Below are 21,042 nucleotides of genomic sequence, written 5' to 3' on the forward strand. Positions count from 1 at the left end.
CAGAAGAGGCAATCTCTTCTGCCTGTTTTTTTACAGCAGGTTGTGGTAGCGTCGTTCCGTTAACTTCTTCATGGCCGTCTGCATAAGAAATGCCAGCAGCAGAAAGATGATGAATAAAGCACCTGTTACCGGCCAGAGCCCCTGCAGACTGTTGATATTCCAGACAATCACTATAATCACGCCAAAGACAAGGGCTTCAATGGCGAGGGGAACAATTCCGATGAAACGACCCTTGAATACTTCACGCTCATCTGTCCAGTCCAGTTTCGGGCTGTATAGATCCACCATCACGCCGGCAGCAGAAGCAATCCAGCTTATGAGGAGGGACAGGATGAACCATGCTGTCCAGATGAACAGAGGGATTTTTATGACCCATAAAGCGGCTGCGCTCAAAATAACCAAGGAGATGGCATTCAGCAGATAGGCCGTCAGCATTTTACTCATGATTACTTTTGACGGTGGAATAGGCAGATACAGATGATTGAACCAGCTTTTCCCATCCCTTGAAATCGAAGAGATGGAAGCAGGGTTTGATCCAAAAACAACGATCGAAAGCCCGACAGAGGCCAGAATGACGAATTTTCCGTTCATTCCGGCCAGTTGAGTGCCGGCTCCTCCAAGCGGTCCATCCATTTCCATGATGATCAGCACAATGGCTAGTACAGGCAGAATCAAACTTTGCACAAAGACTTGGGTGAAGAAGGTGGGGGTGCGTAAAATCAACAGGACTTCTTTTTTGAAGAGACTGTAGATCATAGGCTTTTTCTTCACATAAGCTTCGACTGTATCCTCAGTAAACGTGTTCCTTTTTCCACCGGATAAACCGAGTACGCCTTTGAAATAAAGCTTCTGGCCGATAGTAAAGAAGAGAGCAATCCCTCCTGCGGATAGTGCGGTCATCAATACGAGAAAAAGGATACCCTGTATGGACGCAGGGGCGGCGAGGGCTGAACTGCTTATATAAGCAGTAGGGAAGAACTTCGTCACTAATCCGAGCAGGTCTCCCTGTTCAGCCGCCAATTGATACATATTCTGGCTGCCGCCCTCCAGACGGATCACAACATTGATTCCGATAACGAATCCAAAACCAAGAAGTCCAGCAATGACTTTGCTTCGGTCCTTGTTTTTCGAGATATTGACAAAACGCATCATGAACATGATGGCAATGGCAGTCAAAACAAAGGGAAGCACCGGAAGCAGAAGCCAGACAAGGAAGGCGGAGCTGTAATAAAGCAGTCCCGCACCGCTGTGAAGACCGTAAAACGCAAGCCCGGGGAGCAGAATGACCGCATTCACCCCGTAAAGGGACAGAAATGGAACGGCTGCTTTTCCAGCTGCTATTTGATAAGGGTGAAAAGGGAGCGGTACAAACAATTCCACATCCTCTGCAAAATAAAAAGATGATAAAACGGTACCTATGCTGATAAAACAGTAAAAAACGGTCATTAAGACAAATAAAACCCCAAGGATGACCGCTTCATCCCCTGCCGGGCTGAAGGCCGCATACATGGCTGCGATCAGTTCGTTCAACAGTGTAAGAATCAACAGCCCGAAGGGGATCATGAGGACGGCTAAGATGAGGTAGCCTGTTTTTTCTGATGTACTGCGGTGAGCGAAAGATAACTGCATCTTCACCATCAACTTCATCAGCTTCCACGTGTTACTCATTTTGTGTCAGCTCCAAAAACAGCTTCTCAAGATTGTTGTCCTCCTGGAACTGCTGCTTCATTTCTTTCATACTTCCTCTGAATTGAACATGTCCTTTGTTGATAATAGCCACCTCGTCACATAACTGTTCAACGACTTCCAGCACATGGGTGGAGAAAAAGACGGTCTTTCCTTTGGCTGCGTGTTCCCGCATCATTTCTTTCAATGTATAGGAAGACTTAGGATCAAGGCCGGTTAACGGCTCGTCAAGAATCCATACATCAGGATCATGCAGAAGCACACCACTGACAACGATTTTCTGACGCATGCCGTGCGAATATGTATGAATCTGATCATTCAGTGCTTCATAGATATCGAAGCTTTTCGTTAAGTATTCGATTTTCTCTTTTCGGACGTTTGCCGGTACATCAAAAACATCACCGATAAAATTCAAGTATTCCATGCCCTTTAATCGGAGAAAGATGTCTGAGCGGTCCGGAACATAGCCGAACTGATGCTTGGCTTTCATAGGGTCAGTGCTGATATCCACGCCGTTCATGGATATGGAGCCTGCATCCAGCGGCAGGATCCCCGTCATCATTTTGATCGTTGTCGACTTTCCAGCACCGTTGGGACCGAGAAAGCCGAAGATTTTCCCGTCCGGGACCGTCAAATCCAAGTCCTTGACGGCTGCTTTACCGGCGAAGTTTTTAGTTGCCTGCTTGATTTCAATCATTCCATCCCTTCCTTTTTCAGGAGCTTATGAATGGTATACGAACGGTAGCTTTTATCCGTTTCAATTTCACAGAAAAAGTTCATAATGCTCCTCATCTAAATAACCTGTGGGAAGTTTGATTGCTTGCTTCTCCACGCCCCAGCATCGAAAACCGAGCTTTCGATACAGCTCTCTTGCCGGGGTGTTTTCTGTAACAACGCTGAGGTGAAGGAGTTCGACTTCCACTGCCCGGGCATGCTGGATCAGTTCTTCCAACAGAAGCATGGCTCCTCCAGTCCGCCTTACCTCCGGTGTGATGTACATCGCAACGATGGATGCTTTATGTCTGAACTTCGGGTGTGTTTCCCGTACCAGTGTGACTACCCCAGTCAGTTTTTCTCCTGAAAAAAGTCCGAAGGTTCTGGTGTCTTTACCCTCCAGCCGTTCTGCGGTCGTTTCGATCGGGTCCGGCTTCTGCTTTTCCTGTTCGTAGGTCGTAATAAAAGCGTCCGGATTTGTAAGCAGAGCTTCGAGTCTTAACTCATAGTAGGCTTCTGCATCTGAACGGTTCAATTCGCGCGTCTCCATAGGCTTTGCCTCCTTTTGTTGTTCCTAGCCTAGCCGAAAACTATGATAAAGTAAAGACATCAAAACCACAGGAGGGATCGTATGTCAGAGAAGGGAAAAATGGTGAGTGGTGAACTGTATCAACCCTGGGACGATGAACTGGTGATGGAAAGATCGCGCGCCAGGCAGATCACCCACGCATTGAACCAAACGAAGAATACGGAGGAGCATTACCGATCTCAGTTGATCGAAGACCTGTTTGGAACAATTGCCGGGGAGATGACCCTGGAACCGCCTTTTTACTGTGATTATGGTTACAATATTCATGTAGGAGACAGGTTCTTTGCTAATTTTAACTGTGTCTTTCTTGATATATGTCCGATTACGATCGGAGACCGTGTCCTGATTGGACCGAACGTTCAGTTGTACACCGCTCTGCACCCTATGGACAGGGAAACAAGAGCAAAGGGGCTGGAGTCCGGGCGGCCGATTGCCATCGGTGATGATGTGTGGATCGGAGGAGGATCGATTATCAATCCCGGAGTTACCATTGGAAACAATGTCGTGATTGGTTCAGGGGCGGTTGTCACCAAGGATCTCCCGGATCATGTTTTCGCCGCCGGCAGCCCTGCAAAGGTCATCAGAACAGTCGAATAAGGCTCCGGGGTAGTTTTGCTGGTATTTTTTCGTTATCATACAGAGGGATACTTGCATACGTAATAAGAAAAAAGAGAGGATTGTATCACTATGATTAAACGTAAGAGTCAAAGAGAAATTGAAAACATGCGCGAGGCCGGTAAGCTGCTGGCTGATGTCCATAAACAACTGCGCACCTTTATTAAGCCGGGTGTCACAACGATGGAAGTCGAAAAATTCGTGGAAAAATATTTAGCTGAACGCGGAGCTACCGGAGAGCAGAAGGGATATCAAGGGTACGAATTCACCACATGTGCTTCCATCAATGATGAAATCTGCCACGGGTTCCCACGCGATGAGAAGTTGAAGGAGGGCGATATCGTCACCATCGATATGGTCGTCAACTTGAATGGTTACCTCGCGGACTCTGCCTGGACACATGCCGTGGGAGAAATCAGTGAAGAAGCTCAAAAACTGATGGATGTAACGAAAACATCTCTTTATAAAGGAATCGAGCAGGCTGTACCGGGGAAACGGATCGGTGATATCGGCCACGCGATCCAAGCATATGCGGAAGGTGAAGGGTATTCGGTTGTCCGTGATTTCACCGGACACGGAATCGGCGAATCCATCCACGAGGATCCTTACATCCCTCACTTCGGTGCGGCTGGCAAAGGAGCACGTCTGAAAGAGGGAATGGTCATCACCATCGAGCCGATGATTAACATCGGAGACTGGGCAAGTCAGATGGATGAGAACAATTGGACGGCACGCACGGTTGATGGGACGTTATCCGCGCAGTATGAACATACGGTGGCTATTACAAAAGACGGCCCTGTCATCTTGACTGAACAGGAAGATGAATAAATAAAAAAGGAACAGCTGTGAGCTGTTTCTTTCAGCTTGTAGAGAAACCTCTGTTTCTTTACAAGCTTTTTTCTTTCTTTCCGCGGACGAGCCCCCAAGCTTCCTCGCAACACCCACGCTCGGCGATCTCCACTCGTTCTTCCGCAGGAGTGGAAGGGGCACCGCTCCTTGGGAATTTTTAAAATCGAAAAAAACAAGGCTGTCGAGAAAGTCTCGACAGCCTGAGGAACAGCTGTGAGCTGTTCCTTTTTTATTTTAAGCTCTGTTAAAGTCTGTTGTTGATATTTTAAACGATTACTAAATCGTTTCCGCTGGAATTAGGGGGCCGGTCTGCTATTTACTCAGAGCATGGGATGGCAGGGAAAACCGTCCGCTTTCCGCGGCTCACGGTACCTCACGGAAAGGGGGTCATTCCCAAGGCCGCCTCCTACAAATCCCATGACAGAAAGGGGTGATGATAGGAGCTCACATGTTAAATAACAATACCAAGCAATAACAGAGCCTTATTTTAAAAACAAGACATAAAAAAACTCCCCTCGAAAGGGGAGTTTTTTATACGTTCTTATTTTTGAACGTTAGCTGCTTGTGGTCCACGCTGACCTTCTTCAATTTCGAAAGTTACGACTTGACCTTCTTCAAGAGTTTTGAATCCTTCTTCTTGAATAGCGGAGAAGTGAACGAAGACGTCGTCTTGACCTTCTACTTCAATGAAACCGAAACCTTTTTCTGCGTTAAACCATTTTACTGTACCTTCGACCATGTACAAAAACCTCCTGCGTGGAGAAACTCCACATTGTATTACTATTCTTGCTCATTCAAGTCCATCAAGACGACATCTTGCGAAACATCTTCTCTTGCATGACACTCATCGAACAACGAATAATTAACCATAGTATAACAGATGGGCAAAAGGAATGAAAGCCCTATTACAAAAAAGTTCCTTTTTACTCCTGGGGCTGGGTCATATAGGCCTGATTCATTAATGAAAGCAGGGAACGTTCCACAAGAATATCGACTTCCTCAGGAGCGATGCGGGCCAGTTCATACAACGGCTTCCCCTGTTCGAGAAGGTGCTGGATGACAAGCCACCCTGTGTAATTGGCTTCTTTTTCAAATCCTGATGCACCGGTACCTTTGGTAAAAGAGTAGAGGGCCTCGTAATCTGTGCGGTGCAGATGGGGCTGAATGTTCATCATGACCCGGTTCGGTTCGCGGCTGCAGTTTTCTTCATCCCAGCTGAAGTAAGGATCTGATATCCCGCTTTCCTCCAGCACTTCCAATGTCGTATGGATCGCCAGCCCCTCCTGAAAGATCAGCTGCCCGAGGGTACGGGTATGGCTGGGGGCGAGTCCGGACTGGCGGCAGTGAACGACTCTGGCCAGCTCCTGAATCAAACGGGTCTGACCACCGGGCAGTTCGACAGGGAAGCAGAGAATATATTGATGATTTTCCTGGATGATGAAAGGATCCGTTTCAAATGTTCCGACAAAAAAGAGTACGTTTACATCAACGTAGGTGGTGCTGTGCAGAATTTGTTTAATATGATCCACGTGCTCATTCATTTCCAACGGACTGATATCGAAGTATTGAATTTTATCATAGACGTGATTGTACTTGTTCCAGGCATACTCCACCATTTCCTTTGCGAGCTGCCCTTGTTGATACCCCGGCGGTGTATGAGGGAAATCATAATATTCCATCCATAATTCATGACGCTTATGAGGGGGTTCTCGATAAGCCTGGTCATAAAACGTTAAGAAACGATCCAGCATTTGTGAGCACCTTACATCATCCATGGTGATCCCTCCGAATGTTTTAGGATTGATTTAGAAATTCCAGCCGTTTATTCCAAACATCATGAGCATCTTTTCCAATCCAGATCAAATGACTGTCAGCATTGACTTCGTAGATTTCACAATCGGGTACCGTCGATTTCAACAACAGGGCGTTTGTATAAGGGACGCTGCGGTCTTTCTGTGAGTACATGCCGAGAACAGGGACATTCAGCTCATCCAGGTTCGTTACATCATGGTCAAGGTCAAGGATAAAGCCTCTGCCGGGCTGGGAGGTGGCGAGCATATCATAGATGAACCGCCGGTCATTGGCCGATAAATGATTGAGGTAATCCTCCACATCTTCGGTCGTCATATCAGCAAGAAGCTGCTTCATGACAAGGTCAGGGAAAAGTTTAAGCATAAACTTGAGGCTGCCTGTGACCATTTTTTCTGCGGGACCGAACAGCAGCATCGCCTTTTTCCGGGCCTTTCGATCCCATGCCCCCGTCAGCGCTGCTTCAAGAACAAGCCGGTCCACCCTCTCCGGGTAGCGGGAAGCTAGAGCGATTCCGCTTGGTCCTGCTGCAGACACAGCAATGACATGGACGCGTTCCAAATTTAAATAATCAAGCACCTCAACCATTGTATCTGCGAATTCATCCGGTGTTCGGCCTGTCGAGGGTTCTGTGTAGTCGTAACCAGGCCGGGAAATCGTCAGCAGTGAGAATCCTTCATATACAAGGCTGCTGTGGGATAAATCTGTATCTCTGCTGCAGTGTCCACCTTTCAACAGCAGCACAGGAGGACCTTCTCCGATATATGTAAATTCCACTATTCCGTTTGTTGAATCAAGGAGTGTCGTGGTCATGGGCTCATCCCTTTCTTTCTTTTTCCATACATTAAATATAAGCTATAATAAAAGAAAATGAAACATCAGATAATTCTGTTAATAGGGGTGGAAAAGTGAGAATCGTGTCGATATGTCCAAGCAATACTGAAATTGTCGCCTATCTGAATCAGACCCACCTGTTGGTTGGTGTCGATAATTATTCTGATTATCCGGAACAAATCAGGAAGCTTCCAAAGCTCGGCCCTGATTTATCCATAGATATACAAAAAACGGCAGAGCTGAAGCCGGACTTGGTCCTGGCTTCGCTGTCTGTACCGGGCATGGAAAAAAATATTGAAGGGCTTGAAAAAGCCGGTCTTCCTTATATCATCATCGATTCCAACAGCCTGGCAGAGATTGGGGAGGATGTCCGTCGTGTCGGCAGAGAGCTCGGGATGGGAGAGGAGGCCGATCATAGAGCGGATGAGTACCGGGATGAATTGGATCGTTTGATGGAAAAGGCTTCTCTTGCTGAGGTAAAGCCTGCGTTGTACTGGGAATGGTGGCCCAAGCCGGTTTTTACTCCGGGTGGAAAGAACTGGTTGACGGAAATCAGCCGCCTGGCCGGAGCTGAAAATGTCTTTGCAGATCAGGATACGGCCAGTTTTCAAACGGACTGGGAAGAAGTGAAGAATCGTAACCCTGACCATATCTGCATGGTATGGGTGGGGGTGAAGGAAGAAAAAATGAACCCGGATCTTCTTAGAAAACGCCCGGGATGGCTGGAGATGAAGGCTGTGAAAAACGACAGGATCCATGTCCTGGAGGAATCATTATTCTGTCGTCCAAGTCCAAGACTGCTGGAGGGGCTGGCAAAGTTGACGAATGTCCTGCAAAAAGAAAGCGACGAGCTTGGATAAGCTCGTCGTTTAGTGAAGTTTCCTTTTATGCTTAGGAACAGCCAGCTCGCGGAAATTGGACGCGAGTTCCTTGAGTTGATGGCTGAGGGCTTCCCCTGACATAGGGAGCCCGTGCCCAGTGATCGCGGTGACCGGGTTCAAGGCCGCTAATTTCTGTACGGATTTTTCAGCTTCCTCCCAATTGTGAGTAAAGTAGGCCGGGGGTCCATGAACATGCTGATGCTGAATGAAAACGGCCATGCTGGATTCTTGTTTTACAGTAATAAAGGCATCTCCAGCAAGAAGGGTGCCATCGTCCGGACGGTATAGTGCGACATGCCCCGGTGTGTGACCGGGGGTGTGGATGACCTGCCAGTCAGGGAGTGAGGGGATTTTCCCATCGTTCGGAATGGAATGGATATAGCGGCTCAAATCCGGCTGATGTGTAGGGAAGAATGGGGAAATCAAAGCAAAAAACCCTCCACCAACTGTGGCATCGCCTACAGGGTAATCCCGTTGATTGGTCACATAATCCATTTCCATTGGATGAATAAAAATGGGGACATTCCAATGGTCTGCCAGTTTTTTTGCTGAACCTACATGATCGAAATGGCCGTGGGTCAAGATGATCGCTTTAGGGGGTCTGGATCCATAGCGTTTTTCCGCAGCTGCTATGATCCTTCTGCTGTAATGGCTGATTCCACAGTCGACAAGGACCCAGTCCTCTGTCTGTTCTTTTCCTATAAAGATGACATTGACAATCAATGTACGGTAGAAGGCGACATCGTCAAGAACTTGTTCAGCTTCTGCCTGTTCCATATCTAAATGATGATCCTGTTGTTCTCCATGCTTCTCCTGGTCCACACCTGTCACCTCTTTCATATTCTCTACAGGTTAGTGTGGGAAATGATCGCACGGATTATGCAATAGAAAAAGGACGTACCCTCTGGTGGATACGTCCCTGTTTTAGGATGGCTGCTTTTCCTTCTACTATCCGTAGATGGTTCATTTTTCATCATCCAGCCAAAAAGTGGAAGTGCTTCCGATTAGTTCGCCTTATGATAAGACGGATTGGCTGCCGAAGCTATCGTTTTTCCTGTCAATCCGTACAAGATGGTAAGGATTGGGGATAACAGGCAGAAGAATGCAAATGGAAGATAATCAAGGACCGGTACACCAAGCACACCGGAAAGGAATACGCCGCACACACTCCATGGGACAAGAGGATTAATGACTGTTCCTGCATCCTCCAGTGTCCTGGACAGGTTTTTACGTGCGAGTCCCGCTTTTTCATATACATCCTGATAGGCTTCTCCTGTCAGCAGGATGGAAAGGTACTGTTCGCCAATCGCGATGTTGATACCGATCGCTGTAAATGCGGTGGAAAGCGTCGCTGACCTTGCTGATTTCAGTGAATCCTGTACTCGAGACAGTATGGCCGGGATGATTCCGGTAACGAAAAACAAACCGCCGAGAGCCAGTGCTAAAATCACGAGGGAAACCGTAAAGAGCATACTGTTCATTCCGCCCCTTGTGAGTAGTTCATTGACCACTTCCACCTCTGTGCTTCCTTCGAACCCACTGAACCATGTCTGCCACAAAGCCGTCCACGGCAGGACTTCTCTAAACCCGGCCAGAACCGTAGCCGTCAGACTGCTGACAGCCAGAGAAATGAAGGCTGGACGTTTAGTCATGGTCATGGCAACGAGGACAAGGACTGGAATCCAGGATGTCCAGTGCATTAAGCCTGATGCAGCCAGTCCGTTTTGGAAGTTATCGAGCTGTTCAACGTCCGGGTTTCTGTCCGGAGATAGGAAGATGAACAGAACGAACGTGATGATGAAGGCCGGGATTGTTGTCCACGCCATATTTTTAATGTGATCGAACAAGTCCACTTTTACAACCGTGGAAGCAAGGTTGGTTGTATCAGAGAGCGGTGACATCTTGTCTCCGAAAAATGCGCCGGAGACGACGGCTCCTGCAGTCATTGCAAGGGAGACGTCCATGGATCCGGCCACCCCCATGAAGGCCACACCGACGGTAGCAGCTGTCGTGAATGAGCTTCCGAGGGCCACACCGATGACAGCCGTAACGGCAAAAATGATGGCCAGGAACCAAGGGCCGTCCGCAATCGTAAATCCGGCGTCCATAAGGACAGGGATGGTACCCGCGGCCATCCAGCTGGATATAAGGATACCGATGACGAAGAACAGGAGTACCGCTCCCATTCCTGTCTGCGCGCCCTGAGTCATCCCGTACTGCAGGTCTTTAAAGGAGTTTTTCTTTAATAACCCATACGTAAGCATAAGGAGAATGCCTAAAAGAATCGGGATATGTGGAGCGGTCTGCAGAGAGATGATAAAATAACTGATTACTCCAATAGTCAGAACGAGCATAACTATGGATTCTACCAAGGATGGCAGGTGTTTTGGCTGTAAATGAAACATGTTTCTTCCTCCTCTAATCCATACAAAAAAGCTTCGTCCCAAAGAAAGGGACGAAGCATCGCTCCGCGGTACCACCCTTATTGGTAAAGAAACATTTCTTTACCCGCTCTTGTGGTTGTATCATTTGAACCGTACCCTGTAATTCAAAGGAAGCCGGCCCGGATTTTCACCATCCATCCGGTCTCTGCTGGCTGTCTGACTGCCTTTTACTGCGGAGTACTTGATACAAAAAATCTTCTTTGCTTAAACGCTTTTCCGTAATGAAGTAAGTTGCATTTATAATATAAGAGCACCAGTGCGATGTCAACATTTTTTCATTGAAAAATCTTTCCATCATCCTCATCGATTGGGTATAATAGTGGAAATTTCAGAAAGGAGGTGCCCCTATGGAAACCCATGCTTTCAAACACGCCCATTCCTCTTCACGGATGCATATGGTGCAGAGAGGAATCACGGCCGGCTTTCCCATTATGCTCGGATATCTGCCAGTAGCTTTGACATATGGGGTGCTCGCTGGACAATCCGGCATGACGAATTTGGAATTGACATTGATGAGCGTGCTCGTGTTTGCTGGAGCTGCCCAGTTTCTTGCTGTTGGAATGGTGGCTGCCGGGACAGGGTTCGTTGAAATTGTTACGGCTGTGTTTGTTTTGAATTTCCGCCATTTCGTGATGGGGCTTTCCTTCGTGAACCGGCTGAAAACGATGGCTCTTCGCGCCAAGATCCCGTTAACGCTCGGGCTGACAGATGAAACGTTTGCGGTTTCGACCCTCTACAAAAAGGAAGCTGCGGAACCTAATGGCGCTTATTTTTATGCTTCCCTTATGCTGACTGCCTACGCTTCCTGGGTGGGAGGGTCCTTCTTGGGAGGGGTGCTTGGTGATGTGATTCCTGCAAGGCTGAGTGACAGCATGGGTGTCGCTCTTTATGCGATGTTCATCGGACTCTTAATTCCTTCTGTGAAAAGAAATGGGCGGATTGCCATAATCGCTGTGACCGCTCTCCTCATTAATTATCTTTGTCAAAGGATGGGGATGAATCAAGGATGGGCCATTGTTGCCGGCACGCTTGTAGGTGGTCTGAGCGGGATTTGGATTCTAGGAGAGGAGGAGGAATCATGATCATCTGGATGATTATTGGGATGGCCGTCGTTACAGCTGTTCCCAGATTTCTGCCTGCGTTCATTGTGGATGTTGCTGCTTTTCCACGCTGGGTGGATCGATGGTTGAACGCTATTCCGTACGCCGCTTTAGGAGCGCTCATTTTTCCAGGCATCCTGACAGTGAAACCAGATGCACCGCAGGTAGGGGTTGCTGCGGGTCTTGCTGCTGTGCTGCTGGCCTGGCTGAATATACATATCATCTTTGTAGTTTTGGGATCCATCGGGACTGTTTTTCTATTAACAGTATAAGCACACCCGCCCAGTGGATGCATATCGTATAGGGATACTTCCGAGAAAGGAATTGATCGTTATGCATCGACAATTTGGCTTTCCTTTTGGGCAGATCTTCGGATTTCCTGGAGGAGGACCTGGTGGTCAGCCTCCCCAAGGGCCTCCACCTGGAGGGCCCGGTGGTGGACCAGGCGGACCGGGTGGACCAGGCGGACCAGGAGGGCCTGGAGGGCCCGGAGGCGGACCGGGCGGACCGGGAGGCCCCGGCGGAATGCTGCCGCCTCCACCTCCAGCACCTCCATCCGGAGGACAGGGAGCGGAGTTGTATGCCGTTGATCCCGGCTCCCTGTATGGATGTTTGTACCGTTATACATGGATCCGTCTTGTCAATGGAAGGTCGTTCTGGTTTTATCCAACCTACATTGGAAGAACATCTGTAGCGGGTTACCGCTGGCGCCCCGGTCAGCAGCGGTGGGTTTATTCGGGATTCGATACACGCAGGATCTCCAGTTTTTCCTGTCGATAATTGTGAACAAAGAGATGATGCCGTACGTTGCATCATCTTTTTGTTACAATAAAGAAAATATATAAGAAGAAGGTGAACGGAATGCCTCACGTCAGGGAAGCGCGTTTTGAAGATGCCGCGACGATAGCGGACATTCATGTGAAGAGCTGGAAATCCACATATAAGGATCTGATTGATGAAAGGGATATTAGTAATACAACACTTGAGCATAGAATCACATTATGGGAAACCATTCTGCGAAAACCTTTGAATGGTCAGATTGCCTTCGTCATCGAAAATGATGAAGGACAAGTGGTAGGTTTCGTTTCCGGAGGGAAAGAGCGGACGAAGAACTATGGGTATGATGGAGAAATCTATGCCATCTATCTCCTGGATGAGTATCAGGGGAAAGGCTATGGGAAAATACTGCTGCAGACTTTTGTACGCGGAATGGGGGAGGCTGGTTATCAATCGCTTCTTGTCTGGGTGTTGACCCGGAATCCGTCCAGTCAGTTTTACATAAAATATGGAGCGGACCCCGTAGAAGCAGAAAAAGTGACGATTGGTCAAGGTACCTATGAGGAAACGGCGTATGGATGGAAAGATCTCCATACACTGGAAGAAGCGCTGACGGTATAGCAAAAGCTCCCGCTTGGGAATGACAAGCGGGAGCTTTTATTCTTCGAAAGGTTCAATGTGGATATGGGCATACCGGATATCATTCTCTTTTTTTAAGAGGGCTTCTACTTCATCCGTAATTTCGTGTCCCTGCTGGATCGTAATGTGAGGGTCTACGTGAATGGTTGCTTCAACAAGCGTCTGACTGCCCTGTAATCTTGCCTTCACATCTTTAACGGCCCAGACATCCGGATGGCCGGAAATCGTTGTACGAATATGTTCAATCTGCCCTTCCTCATAACCATCGGTCAAACTGTGGGTGGCTTCCTTGAAGATGTCCCAGGCTGTCTTGCAGATGATCAAACCGACGATGAAACCTGCCAGCGGATCGAGCCAGAAGAGACCGAACTGGGACCCGAAAATACCAATGCAGGCTCCGATACTGACCAGCGCGTCGGATCGGTTGTCCTGTGCGGCCGCATAAAGGGAGGGGCTGTTCACTTTTTGTGAGAGATTTAAGTTATAGCGGTAGACGCCGAACATGACTCCGGCAGCTCCCAGAGCGGTCCAGGCAGTCAAAAGCGATGGCTGGCTTGTTTCCTGATGAATGAGGTCCTGCACGGTTCCTATAATGACTTCGATTCCGACAGTCATCATAATGAAGGCGGCAATCAAAGAGGCAATCGTCTCTGCACGGAAATGTCCATAGTGATGGTCCTCATCAGGGGGCTTGCGGGATATTTTCAGTCCGACGAGTACAGCGATGGAGGCGACCACATCCGTCGTATTATTCAAGCCGTCCGCCCGTAAAGCTTCAGACTCTCCGGTATAGGCGACCAGCAGCTTGACAGAGGCCAGAACAAGGTAGGCAATGATACTGACCCAGGCTCCCCGTTCCCCTCTCTTTAAATTTTCGTATTCACTCATCCGCCTGACACCTCCATCCTCGGTTTTTACAGCATGTTTTAGCTTACCAAAACGGTCATTAGTGAGTCCAGAGAAAAAAAACTTCCCTCACGCATGTACATTGCCTGAGGTCAAATTCAGCATCATCTCGATTTGGAGATTCTTTAGTTTTAAATAAATGTAAGGGGGGAATAGCAACAGTGAAAATCATAAAATTCGAAATTTATTAAAGGAGAGATAAAAAATGGCTCAGGTAAAACTTGCGATTATTTATTACAGCTCTACAGGAACGAACTACAAAATGGCCAAGTGGGCGGAAGAGGAAGCACAGAAAACAAATGCAGAAGTGAAACTCATCCGTGTTCCTGAACTTGCTCCGATGGAAGCTATAGAACAGAATCCGGCATGGAAGGATCACTACTTAGCTACTAAAGATGTTGTACCTGAAGCTACGGTTGATGATCTGGACTGGGCAGATGCCGTTATTTTCAGCATGCCGACCCGCTTTGGAAATGTGCCGGCGCAGATTAAACAGTTTATGGACCAGGCCGGCGGCTTATGGTTCCAGGGGAAGCTTGTAAACAAAGTCATCAGTGCAATGACATCTGCACAGAACCCTCATGGCGGTCAGGAATCCACTCTTCTCAACTTTTACACAACGATGTTCCACTGGGGGTCCATTATTGCCACTCCAGGATACACCAATGATGCGGTGTTTGGAGCAGGAGGGAATCCATACGGAACGAGTGTCAGTGTAGACGGGGAAGGTCATATGAAAGAAGATGTGGAAGCAGCTGTCCGCCACCAGGTCAACCGGACTCTTGAAATTGCAGGTAAATTTGCAGAATAAGGAAAAGGAGAGGGCGCAGACGTTAAGCTGCGTCCTTTTTTTTTTATATACGGACGCGGGATAAGGAAAGTTCAAAAAAATATCAGGCGGCTGCATGTGCTGTCACCCTAGTAAACAAGCGATTCAGCAGGTTTATGTAAGTAGAAATCGGGGAATGATATAACTAAATATTCAGAAAACTTGTTGCGTTCTTCTAGTAAATCCTGCATAATGAAAAAAAGCATGAAGGGGGTAATCTCATGAGAAAGCAAAAGATCAATTATGTTATTCGTCGGAACCCCGGTTACAAAGGGAAAGAGATTACGGCAAAGAGAGAACTGTCTTTTGGAATACAACTAGCCTCGCGTCTGCTTTTGGATCACCTCAGCTATCAATTCAATAAGGATCGTTTAGATAGAGAAATCAACCAGGCTATCGACAGCGGCGACCGGGAAGCGTTCGACCGGCTCAGCCTGCAGTATCAGCCGTTTACATGGGAATAAAGCACAGCCGCTGGAGTGACAGCGGCTTTTTTATATGGCCTTTTATAGACCCGTTATTAGGTAGAGATGTGGATATACAACTTCTTCCTGACAATGTTATAGTTGTTACAGCATCTTTGAAAGTAGGAAGGGAATTAGTGTGAAAAAAATACTTACCATGGCCTTGATAGGGGCCGCATTAACCGGGTGTTCCAACAATCCTCTCAGTTCGGATGACGATCAGGCAGAGGAAGCACCTGCCTCATCCACTGCCCAGCAGGAGGAGAAAGAAAGTACACCAGCATCAGGAGAGGCGTCTCAAAATGAGGATACCGCTTTGTCCAATGGAATGATAGAAGTCGGTGATCCTGAAAGTGTTGAAGTCGTCGTCAATAAACAGCGGAAACTCCCAGACGGCTATGCCCCTCCGGATTTAACCGTACCGGATGTGCCGTTTTCCTTTGAGGAAGACCATCCGAAAAAACAGTTAAGGCAGGAGGCGGCTGATGCGCTGGAGGAGCTTTTTGAAGGCGCAGATCAAGCAGGGCTTGAACTTGTAGCCGCGTCAGGATATCGTTCGTATGAACGTCAGAAAGAAATTTATGAACGGAACGTAGAAGTGTATGGAAAAGAAGAAACCGATACGTTTTCTGCGAGTCCGGGAACAAGTGAACACCAGACAGGTCTGGCGATGGATGTGACTTCGGCAGAAATGGCGTTTAAACTGACCCAGGCTTTCGGTGATACCCCGGAAGGTGAATGGGTGGCGGACCATGCTTATGAATATGGGTTTGTCGTCCGTTATCAGGAGGGAAACAATGACATTACCGGTTATAAATATGAACCGTGGCACCTTCGCTATGTTGGTAAAGAAGCAGCGGCAGAGGTTCATGAACAGCAGGTGACCTTAGAGGAATTCTTCGGTTACGAGCCGGTCAGTGAGACTGAATAATAAAAAGCCGTTTCCCGATGGGAAACGGCTTTTTATTTTTAATAGCAGATGCCGACGCGCTTTTGTGAAAACTGGTCGTTTATAAGCGTCTGGTAGGCGAAGACGGCCGTATCGCCGGTGGTCACTTTTTTACCATCCTCCGGAAGCCTGTCCAGTTCAAAGCGGACGCCGCCTTGAACGTCTCCTTCTGGAAGGTAGGTCGGACAGACAATCGTCCAATCGAGTGTGGTTTTCTGTAAATGCTGGTAAACCCCGGCATGTTCTTCTGCCGCGAACGTTTTACTCCGTTTGGATTCCGAACTTTCAAACCTGTATTTTCCATCCTCGTAGCGGCTGTCGAGGATTCCCGCGGTCCCGATCGTTACCACCCTTTTCAAACTTTGACGCTCCATTTCATCCGTAAGAAGCGGGACGGCTGTTGTGAGGGTATCGGACTTATCTGTACTTAATCCACAAAACACGACTTCACAGTCTGTCAGCGTCTTTCTGATATCTTCCTGATTCCTTGCATCCCCTTGGACAAGTTCTGCCCCTTCCAGCATTTCCTCTGCTTTATGAATGTTCCTGACCAACGCTTTTATTTCATGGCCCCTGCTTAGGGCATAGCGGATGAAATGGGTACTGACACGGCCTGTTCCACCGATTACAGCTATTTTCATATGAATCACCTCAAATATTTGTAAATTTTTCTATCAAGAAACCTTTCCGATCTTTTCTTCTGCTATTCTTAGGACTAAAGATAGTGCTGGGGGGATGGCTATGACGAAAAAGTCTGTGCGCAGCTGGATTTTATATGATTTTGGGAACTCAGCGTTTGCCACCACCATTATGGCTGCTGTGCTGCCTGTGTTCTATTATGATGTGGCAGCGAAAGGAGTACCATCGTCGCTTGCGGCGAGTTATTGGGGATATTCCCAGTCAGCCGCTGTTTTAATCGTTGCGCTGCTCGCCCCCATTCTCGGTGCCGTCAGTGATTATTCCGCTTCCAAGAAACGTTTTCTTATGTTCTTCGCTTTCATGGGGATCCTTGCTTCTATTCTGCTGGCATTTGTCGGCGAGGGGGATTATGTATGGGCCTCTCTGCTTCTGATTGCAGGTACCGTCGGTTTTTCCGGCGCCAACGTATTTTACGATGCTTTTCTGCCTGAAGTTGCGGGGGAGGAGGAGATCGACCAAGTCTCAGCTGCTGGTTTTATGCTCGGTTACGTAGGGGGCGGCATTCTCCTTGCTGTCAATCTTCTTATGATTATGAAGTATGACTGGTTCGGTCTTCCGAACAGCACTACGGCCGTGCAGCTGTCCTTCGTTTCTGTCGGGATATGGTGGCTGATCTTTTCCATTCCCCTGCTTCGTCATATTAAAGAGGAGAAAAGGAAAACCAGTGTGAGGCAGCGCTCCTACCTATCCATCGGATTCCGTCGTGTTTTACAGACAGCAGGGGAGCTTCGGTCTTATAAGCCGCTCCTATTATTCCTGGCCGCTTTCTGGCTGTACAATGATGGTATTTCTACCATTATTAAAATGGCCGCCATCTATGGCCGGGATGTCGGAATTGACAGCAACTCGCTCATTACAGCTCTTTTGATTACTCAGTTTGTCGGCATTCCCTGTACATTTTTATTCGGGCGGCTGGCACGAAGAATCACAGCTAAACGAGCCCTGCTGATCACGCTTTTTATCTACCTTTTTATCGTAGCTCTCGGTTATTTCATGACGACAGCGTTTCACTTTTACATCCTTGCGGTCTGCGTCGGAGTCGTTCAGGGAGGGGCGCAGGCATTGAGCCGGTCGATATATGGACGGATGGTCCCGGAAGGTCGCGAGGCAGAATTTTTTGGATTTTACGGCATTTCTTCTAAATTCGCTGCTGTTTTTGGTCCTTTTGCCTTTGCGTTGATCGGTCAGTTGACCGGTTCGAGCCGTCTCGGCATTCTATCGCTGGTCGGATTTTTCACAGCGGGCATTCTCCTTCTCTGGTTTGTTGATGTGGAAAAAGGTGCTGATCAGGCCTCGTCTGGAAGTGGTGAACCTGTCGAACGTTAAACGACCCTAAAGGAGGGGGCGGCTGTATTGGTTGGCGCGGTTCTCGGACAAAGGTCTTCCTGTGTCATAGGAAATGTCCCCTATCTTTTTCTTCAGCTGTTTGAAAGTCTCTGTCTGCTGGTGTTCCCAGTAGTGGAAAACCAATGAAAGAACCGTAACAGCTTCGCTCAGCGCTGCTTCGTAAAGATCAATAAACGACTCTGTATGGACAGCGGATGTAGCGGAATGCTGCCATGGGCGGCGGTTTTCATTCATATAATCGATGTCGTCAATAATGGGACTGTGAGAATAGGAGGAGACAAAAGACGACAGCCATTTGTTTTTCCACTGCCACCTGTCTCGCAGCAGTTTCTGCGCAGCCGTCATATGGCGGTAGGACTGCCTGATCAGGGATCGTGGATAGTGAGAGGCTTCGGCCGGGAATTGTCTGGCAAGGAGGGGGTGCATGAAGCTGGTCAGTTGTTCCTCCAAGGTTGAAGATAAACGGATGTGTTTGTGAACGGCTGTTTTCCATGGATCTTTCTTTCGGAAACGCTTCATCAAGAGAGTGTCGATGATCACTTCCAATTCCTGATGCTTCGCTCCCTCATAACCGGCATGGAAATGGATGAAGGGATGGGTCGTCCGGTCAAGCATGTGATGGCTGATAAAACCTGTCATATAGGCCTGCATTGGAGCTTTTTCCTTTGCTCCCGCCTCGATCATATCCATGAGAAAAGGGCCGCATCGAGATGTGTGCAGAAGGGTGCCCAGAGCGGTCCCTTTTTTGGACGAACAAAAGGGCGGGAAGTTATGATAAAAGAAAGGATCCGGTCCCTGGGCGCCCATATGCAGACTGTTCGGTGCTGCATGGATCAGGGGGTGGCAGAGAATCCTTTCGCAAAGTTCATCAATAAATAGAATGTGAGTCCAAATGTTCGGCATGGTCGTTACCTCCTGTTTTAAAGCAAAAAAAAGAGCCGTTCCAAGGCTCTTTTCACCACTTTATACCCACTTGAGAAGTCAAGCGTGGTTTGGTTAACCGGTGCTTGACAGCATAAGTATAGACGATTATCTGAAAAATGTAAATAATCTGAAATGAAAACGCGGAAAATTGTCAAAAACACCCGTCATTCAGGTGATTGTTCAAAAGATTCTTGATACAATGAAAAAGCATAGAAAGAACTGAAAAGGGAGGATTTTTCATGGATTACCGCGTGGAGAAAGATACGATTGGTGAAATACATGTGCCAAGTGAAAAATATTGGGGGGCACAAACGCAGCGAAGTAAAGAGAATTTCCCGATCGGTGATGAAAAAATGCCGAAGGAAGTCATCGAAGGCTTTGCCATCTTGAAGAAGAGCGCAGCGAAAGCCAATGCTGCTCTTGGACTTTTAGAAGAGGAAAAGGCGGAAGCGGTAGGCTATGCTGCGGACCAAATCATTGCAGGTGAGCTGGATGAACATTTTCCGTTAGTGGTCTGGCAGACCGGCAGCGGCACGCAGTCGAATATGAATGTGAACGAAGTTATCGCCTACGTGGGCAATCAGTGGCTGGAAGAGAAGGGGAGTGAGACGCGTCTTCACCCGAATGACGATGTCAACAAATCACAAAGCTCAAATGATACGTATCCTACAGCGATGCATATCGCTTCCGTCCGTAAAGTGGAGGATGTTGTCCTTCCTGCCCTCACCCAGTTGAAGCACACGTTACAAGAAAAAATGGAAGCGTTTAATCATATTGTGAAAATCGGCCGAACTCATCTCCAGGATGCGACACCCCTCACGCTTGGGCAGGAAATCAGCGGCTGGCACCGCATGCTGGAAAAGACGGAGAAGATGCTGATCGAGAGCAGTGAATATGTGAAAGAACTTGCTATCGGCGGCACGGCTGTCGGGACAGGCCTGAATGCGCATGAAGATTTTTCAGAACAGGTCGTTGCTGAAATCAATGCGTTGACCGGCAAAGGGTTTGTTTCTGCACCGAATAAATTCCATGCCCTCACATCCCACGATGAACTTGTACATACGCACGGAGCTTTGAAAGCTCTGGCTGCGGATATGATGAAAATCGCCAATGATGTCCGCTGGCTTGCGAGCGGTCCGCGCTGCGGCATTGGAGAAATAACAATTCCGGCCAATGAACCTGGAAGTTCCATCATGCCTGGGAAAGTGAACCCGACTCAAAGTGAGGCGGTTACAATGGTTGCGGTTCAAGTAATGGGAAATGATGCGGCCATCGGTTTTGCTGCCAGTCAGGGGAACTTTGAATTGAATGTATTCAAACCGGTGATTGCTCATAATTTCCTTCAGTCCGCCCAGCTTCTCGCTGACAGTATGGTCTCCTTTGATGAGCGTTGTGTCAGCGGCCTTGAGCCGAATCATGAACAGATTGAAAAGTATCTGCGTGACTCCCTGATGCTGGTCACGGCCTTGAATCCTCATATCGGTTATGAGAATGCCGCGAAAATAGCAAAAACAGCATTTGAAAAAGACCAGACGTTGAAAGAAACAGCTGTGGAGCTCGGTATTTTGACCGAAGAGCAGTTCGAGGATTACGTAGATCCAAAAGCCATGACAAAACCAAACGCCAAGTAAAAGGAATCCAGCCATGTGTCTATTGTTTTTCTCCAGTAATTACCACTGTCTTTTTTGACATAAAAACAAAACCTCCGACCCATACTACGATTACACAGGACAGGAGGTGAGACACATGGCTAACAACAACAGTTCAAACGAGTTGGTTGTACCTGGTGTACAACAAGCTCTAGACCAAATGAAATACGAAATCGCTCAAGAGTTCGGCGTACAGCTTGGTCCAGATTCTACAGCACGTGCTAACGGTTCTGTAGGTGGAGAAATCACTAAGCGTCTTGTACAAATGGCTGAACAGCAGTTCGGTGGATACCAAAAATAAATACGTGTGACGAAGGAGGAAGGGTGCGCCCTTCCTC

Annotated in this window: 24 protein-coding genes; 12 read left to right on the plus strand and 12 right to left on the minus strand. The window is 47.9% G+C overall.

Going from position 1 to position 21,042, the window contains the following annotated elements:
* Positions 1-30: 30 nt before the first annotated feature.
* The 3 genes from ACXAJH_RS15405 to ACXAJH_RS15415 form a co-directional block, all read right to left on the minus strand.
* Positions 31-1,668 carry a putative ABC transporter permease subunit gene (locus ACXAJH_RS15405; protein ID WP_474994504.1) on the minus strand — a complete coding sequence of 546 codons (1,638 nt, stop codon included), beginning with the start codon at positions 1,666-1,668 and terminating at the stop codon, positions 31-33.
* The gene (locus tag ACXAJH_RS15410) at positions 1,661-2,383 is read right to left on the minus strand and encodes an ABC transporter ATP-binding protein (protein WP_474967760.1); all 723 of its coding nucleotides are present in this window, start codon (positions 2,381-2,383) and stop codon (positions 1,661-1,663) included. The genes ACXAJH_RS15405 and ACXAJH_RS15410 overlap by 8 nt, the downstream gene beginning before the upstream one ends.
* A 66-nt stretch (positions 2,384-2,449) precedes the next feature.
* On the minus strand, positions 2,450-2,950 hold the full coding sequence (locus ACXAJH_RS15415; RefSeq protein WP_474967761.1) for an N-acetyltransferase family protein: 501 nt from the start codon (positions 2,948-2,950) through the stop codon (positions 2,450-2,452).
* A gap of 81 nt (positions 2,951-3,031) precedes the next feature.
* Between ACXAJH_RS15415 and ACXAJH_RS15420 the strand changes: the two genes are divergently transcribed.
* Positions 3,032-3,586: a sugar O-acetyltransferase gene (locus ACXAJH_RS15420; RefSeq protein WP_474991315.1), complete on the plus strand. Its 555-nt coding sequence runs from the start codon at positions 3,032-3,034 to the stop codon at positions 3,584-3,586.
* A gap of 90 nt (positions 3,587-3,676) precedes the next feature.
* On the plus strand, positions 3,677-4,432 hold the full coding sequence (gene map / locus ACXAJH_RS15425) for a type I methionyl aminopeptidase (protein ID WP_474967763.1): 756 nt from the start codon (positions 3,677-3,679) through the stop codon (positions 4,430-4,432).
* A 562-nt stretch (positions 4,433-4,994) separates the two neighbouring features.
* Here the strand turns inward: map and ACXAJH_RS15430 are convergent.
* The 3 genes from ACXAJH_RS15430 to ACXAJH_RS15440 form a co-directional block, all read right to left on the minus strand.
* Positions 4,995-5,192, minus strand: a complete 198-nt coding sequence (locus ACXAJH_RS15430; protein WP_008634702.1) for a cold-shock protein — start codon at positions 5,190-5,192, stop codon at positions 4,995-4,997.
* A 184-nt stretch (positions 5,193-5,376) separates the two neighbouring features.
* Positions 5,377-6,228, minus strand: coding sequence for a hypothetical protein (locus ACXAJH_RS15435; RefSeq protein ID WP_474967764.1), 852 nt, complete (start codon positions 6,226-6,228; stop codon positions 5,377-5,379).
* A gap of 19 nt (positions 6,229-6,247) precedes the next feature.
* Positions 6,248-7,075 (minus strand): alpha/beta fold hydrolase, encoded by an 828-nt coding sequence (locus ACXAJH_RS15440; RefSeq protein WP_474967765.1) that lies wholly within the window; start codon positions 7,073-7,075, stop codon positions 6,248-6,250.
* A 95-nt stretch (positions 7,076-7,170) separates the two neighbouring features.
* Here ACXAJH_RS15440 and ACXAJH_RS15445 point away from each other — a divergent pair, with 95 nt between their 5' ends.
* Positions 7,171-7,956, plus strand: a complete 786-nt coding sequence (locus tag ACXAJH_RS15445; RefSeq protein WP_474967766.1) for a cobalamin-binding protein — start codon at positions 7,171-7,173, stop codon at positions 7,954-7,956.
* A gap of 9 nt (positions 7,957-7,965) precedes the next feature.
* Here ACXAJH_RS15445 and ACXAJH_RS15450 read toward each other — a convergent pair whose 3' ends face one another.
* Together ACXAJH_RS15450 and nhaC are read right to left on the minus strand one after the other, a co-directional pair.
* Positions 7,966-8,799: an MBL fold metallo-hydrolase gene (locus ACXAJH_RS15450; protein WP_474971885.1), complete on the minus strand. Its 834-nt coding sequence runs from the start codon at positions 8,797-8,799 to the stop codon at positions 7,966-7,968.
* Between the two features lie 182 nt (positions 8,800-8,981).
* A complete protein-coding gene (gene nhaC / locus ACXAJH_RS15455) occupies positions 8,982-10,382 on the minus strand; it encodes a Na+/H+ antiporter NhaC (RefSeq protein ID WP_474967768.1) in 1,401 nt (466 codons plus the stop codon).
* A gap of 386 nt (positions 10,383-10,768) precedes the next feature.
* Here nhaC and ACXAJH_RS15460 point away from each other — a divergent pair, with 386 nt between their 5' ends.
* Both ACXAJH_RS15460 and ACXAJH_RS15465 read left to right on the plus strand, forming a co-directional pair.
* Entirely contained in the window at positions 10,769-11,503 is a 735-nt protein-coding gene (locus tag ACXAJH_RS15460; protein WP_474991316.1) for an AzlC family ABC transporter permease, read from the plus strand.
* A complete protein-coding gene (locus ACXAJH_RS15465) occupies positions 11,500-11,793 on the plus strand; it encodes an AzlD domain-containing protein (protein ID WP_474967770.1) in 294 nt (97 codons plus the stop codon). Before ACXAJH_RS15460 ends, ACXAJH_RS15465 begins: the two co-directional genes overlap by 4 nt.
* A 59-nt stretch (positions 11,794-11,852) precedes the next feature.
* On the opposite strand, the gene ACXAJH_RS15470 is transcribed toward ACXAJH_RS15465, so the two are convergent.
* A complete protein-coding gene (locus ACXAJH_RS15470; protein WP_474994505.1) occupies positions 11,853-12,149 on the minus strand; it encodes a hypothetical protein in 297 nt (98 codons plus the stop codon).
* Between the two features lie 233 nt (positions 12,150-12,382).
* On the opposite strand from ACXAJH_RS15470, the gene ACXAJH_RS15475 reads away from it, so the two are divergent.
* A complete protein-coding gene (locus ACXAJH_RS15475; RefSeq protein ID WP_474967772.1) occupies positions 12,383-12,919 on the plus strand; it encodes an N-acetyltransferase family protein in 537 nt (178 codons plus the stop codon).
* Positions 12,920-12,955: 36 nt separating this feature from the next.
* Here ACXAJH_RS15475 and ACXAJH_RS15480 read toward each other — a convergent pair whose 3' ends face one another.
* Positions 12,956-13,825, minus strand: coding sequence for a cation diffusion facilitator family transporter (locus tag ACXAJH_RS15480; protein WP_474967773.1), 870 nt, complete (start codon positions 13,823-13,825; stop codon positions 12,956-12,958).
* A 223-nt stretch (positions 13,826-14,048) separates the two neighbouring features.
* Between ACXAJH_RS15480 and wrbA the strand changes: the two genes are divergently transcribed.
* From wrbA to ACXAJH_RS15495, 3 genes are all read left to right on the plus strand, one after another.
* The gene (wrbA, locus tag ACXAJH_RS15485; protein WP_474967774.1) at positions 14,049-14,654 is read left to right on the plus strand and encodes an NAD(P)H:quinone oxidoreductase type IV; all 606 of its coding nucleotides are present in this window, start codon (positions 14,049-14,051) and stop codon (positions 14,652-14,654) included.
* A gap of 239 nt (positions 14,655-14,893) precedes the next feature.
* Positions 14,894-15,136: an IDEAL domain-containing protein gene (locus ACXAJH_RS15490; protein ID WP_027956564.1), complete on the plus strand. Its 243-nt coding sequence runs from the start codon at positions 14,894-14,896 to the stop codon at positions 15,134-15,136.
* 139 nt (positions 15,137-15,275) lie between these two features.
* Complete coding sequence (locus tag ACXAJH_RS15495; protein ID WP_474994506.1) at positions 15,276-16,067, plus strand: M15 family metallopeptidase; 792 nt, start codon at positions 15,276-15,278, stop codon at positions 16,065-16,067.
* Positions 16,068-16,105: 38 nt separating this feature from the next.
* Here the strand turns inward: ACXAJH_RS15495 and ACXAJH_RS15500 are convergent, their stop codons facing one another.
* Entirely contained in the window at positions 16,106-16,726 is a 621-nt protein-coding gene (locus ACXAJH_RS15500) for an NAD(P)-dependent oxidoreductase (protein WP_474967777.1), read from the minus strand.
* A 100-nt stretch (positions 16,727-16,826) separates the two neighbouring features.
* Here ACXAJH_RS15500 and ACXAJH_RS15505 point away from each other — a divergent pair, with 100 nt between their 5' ends.
* Complete coding sequence (locus tag ACXAJH_RS15505; protein ID WP_474994507.1) at positions 16,827-18,110, plus strand: MFS transporter; 1,284 nt, start codon at positions 16,827-16,829, stop codon at positions 18,108-18,110.
* Positions 18,111-18,116: 6 nt separating this feature from the next.
* On the opposite strand, the gene ACXAJH_RS15510 is transcribed toward ACXAJH_RS15505, so the two are convergent.
* Entirely contained in the window at positions 18,117-19,034 is a 918-nt protein-coding gene (locus tag ACXAJH_RS15510; RefSeq protein ID WP_474967779.1) for a zinc dependent phospholipase C family protein, read from the minus strand.
* 260 nt (positions 19,035-19,294) lie between these two features.
* Here ACXAJH_RS15510 and fumC point away from each other — a divergent pair, with 260 nt between their 5' ends.
* Both fumC and ACXAJH_RS15520 read left to right on the plus strand, forming a co-directional pair.
* Positions 19,295-20,686 carry a class II fumarate hydratase gene (gene fumC, locus ACXAJH_RS15515; protein ID WP_474967780.1) on the plus strand — a complete coding sequence of 464 codons (1,392 nt, stop codon included), beginning with the start codon at positions 19,295-19,297 and terminating at the stop codon, positions 20,684-20,686.
* 115 nt (positions 20,687-20,801) lie between these two features.
* Positions 20,802-21,005, plus strand: a complete 204-nt coding sequence (locus ACXAJH_RS15520; protein WP_027956559.1) for an alpha/beta-type small acid-soluble spore protein — start codon at positions 20,802-20,804, stop codon at positions 21,003-21,005.
* The last annotated feature ends 37 nt before the right edge of the window (positions 21,006-21,042 follow it).

It is taken from the genome of Halobacillus sp. ABD4_316, assembly GCF_056161385.1.

Excerpts from the sequence above, each read along its gene's own strand:
- ACXAJH_RS15490 (WP_027956564.1), top strand. The coding sequence starts at position 14,894 with ATGAGAAAGCAAAAGATCAATTATGTTATTCGTCGGAACCCCGGTTAC.
- ACXAJH_RS15505 (WP_474994507.1), top strand. The coding sequence starts at position 16,827 with ATGACGAAAAAGTCTGTGCGCAGCTGGATTTTATATGATTTTGGGAAC.
- ACXAJH_RS15430 (WP_008634702.1), bottom strand. The coding sequence starts at position 5,192 with ATGGTCGAAGGTACAGTAAAATGGTTTAACGCAGAAAAAGGTTTCGGT.
- ACXAJH_RS15480 (WP_474967773.1), bottom strand. The coding sequence starts at position 13,825 with ATGAGTGAATACGAAAATTTAAAGAGAGGGGAACGGGGAGCCTGGGTC.
- ACXAJH_RS15500 (WP_474967777.1), bottom strand. The coding sequence starts at position 16,726 with ATGAAAATAGCTGTAATCGGTGGAACAGGCCGTGTCAGTACCCATTTC.
- ACXAJH_RS15435 (WP_474967764.1), bottom strand. The coding sequence starts at position 6,228 with ATGGATGATGTAAGGTGCTCACAAATGCTGGATCGTTTCTTAACGTTT.
- ACXAJH_RS15460 (WP_474991316.1), top strand. The coding sequence starts at position 10,769 with ATGGAAACCCATGCTTTCAAACACGCCCATTCCTCTTCACGGATGCAT.
- nhaC (WP_474967768.1), bottom strand. The coding sequence starts at position 10,382 with ATGTTTCATTTACAGCCAAAACACCTGCCATCCTTGGTAGAATCCATA.
- ACXAJH_RS15465 (WP_474967770.1), top strand. The coding sequence starts at position 11,500 with ATGATCATCTGGATGATTATTGGGATGGCCGTCGTTACAGCTGTTCCC.
- ACXAJH_RS15440 (WP_474967765.1), bottom strand. The coding sequence starts at position 7,075 with ATGACCACGACACTCCTTGATTCAACAAACGGAATAGTGGAATTTACA.
- ACXAJH_RS15420 (WP_474991315.1), top strand. The coding sequence starts at position 3,032 with ATGTCAGAGAAGGGAAAAATGGTGAGTGGTGAACTGTATCAACCCTGG.
- ACXAJH_RS15410 (WP_474967760.1), bottom strand. The coding sequence starts at position 2,383 with ATGATTGAAATCAAGCAGGCAACTAAAAACTTCGCCGGTAAAGCAGCC.
- ACXAJH_RS15475 (WP_474967772.1), top strand. The coding sequence starts at position 12,383 with ATGCCTCACGTCAGGGAAGCGCGTTTTGAAGATGCCGCGACGATAGCG.
- ACXAJH_RS15405 (WP_474994504.1), bottom strand. The coding sequence starts at position 1,668 with ATGAGTAACACGTGGAAGCTGATGAAGTTGATGGTGAAGATGCAGTTA.
- ACXAJH_RS15520 (WP_027956559.1), top strand. The coding sequence starts at position 20,802 with ATGGCTAACAACAACAGTTCAAACGAGTTGGTTGTACCTGGTGTACAA.
- map (WP_474967763.1), top strand. The coding sequence starts at position 3,677 with ATGATTAAACGTAAGAGTCAAAGAGAAATTGAAAACATGCGCGAGGCC.
- wrbA (WP_474967774.1), top strand. The coding sequence starts at position 14,049 with ATGGCTCAGGTAAAACTTGCGATTATTTATTACAGCTCTACAGGAACG.
- fumC (WP_474967780.1), top strand. The coding sequence starts at position 19,295 with ATGGATTACCGCGTGGAGAAAGATACGATTGGTGAAATACATGTGCCA.
- ACXAJH_RS15415 (WP_474967761.1), bottom strand. The coding sequence starts at position 2,950 with ATGGAGACGCGCGAATTGAACCGTTCAGATGCAGAAGCCTACTATGAG.
- ACXAJH_RS15470 (WP_474994505.1), bottom strand. The coding sequence starts at position 12,149 with ATGTATAACGGTACAAACATCCATACAGGGAGCCGGGATCAACGGCAT.
- ACXAJH_RS15510 (WP_474967779.1), bottom strand. The coding sequence starts at position 19,034 with ATGCCGAACATTTGGACTCACATTCTATTTATTGATGAACTTTGCGAA.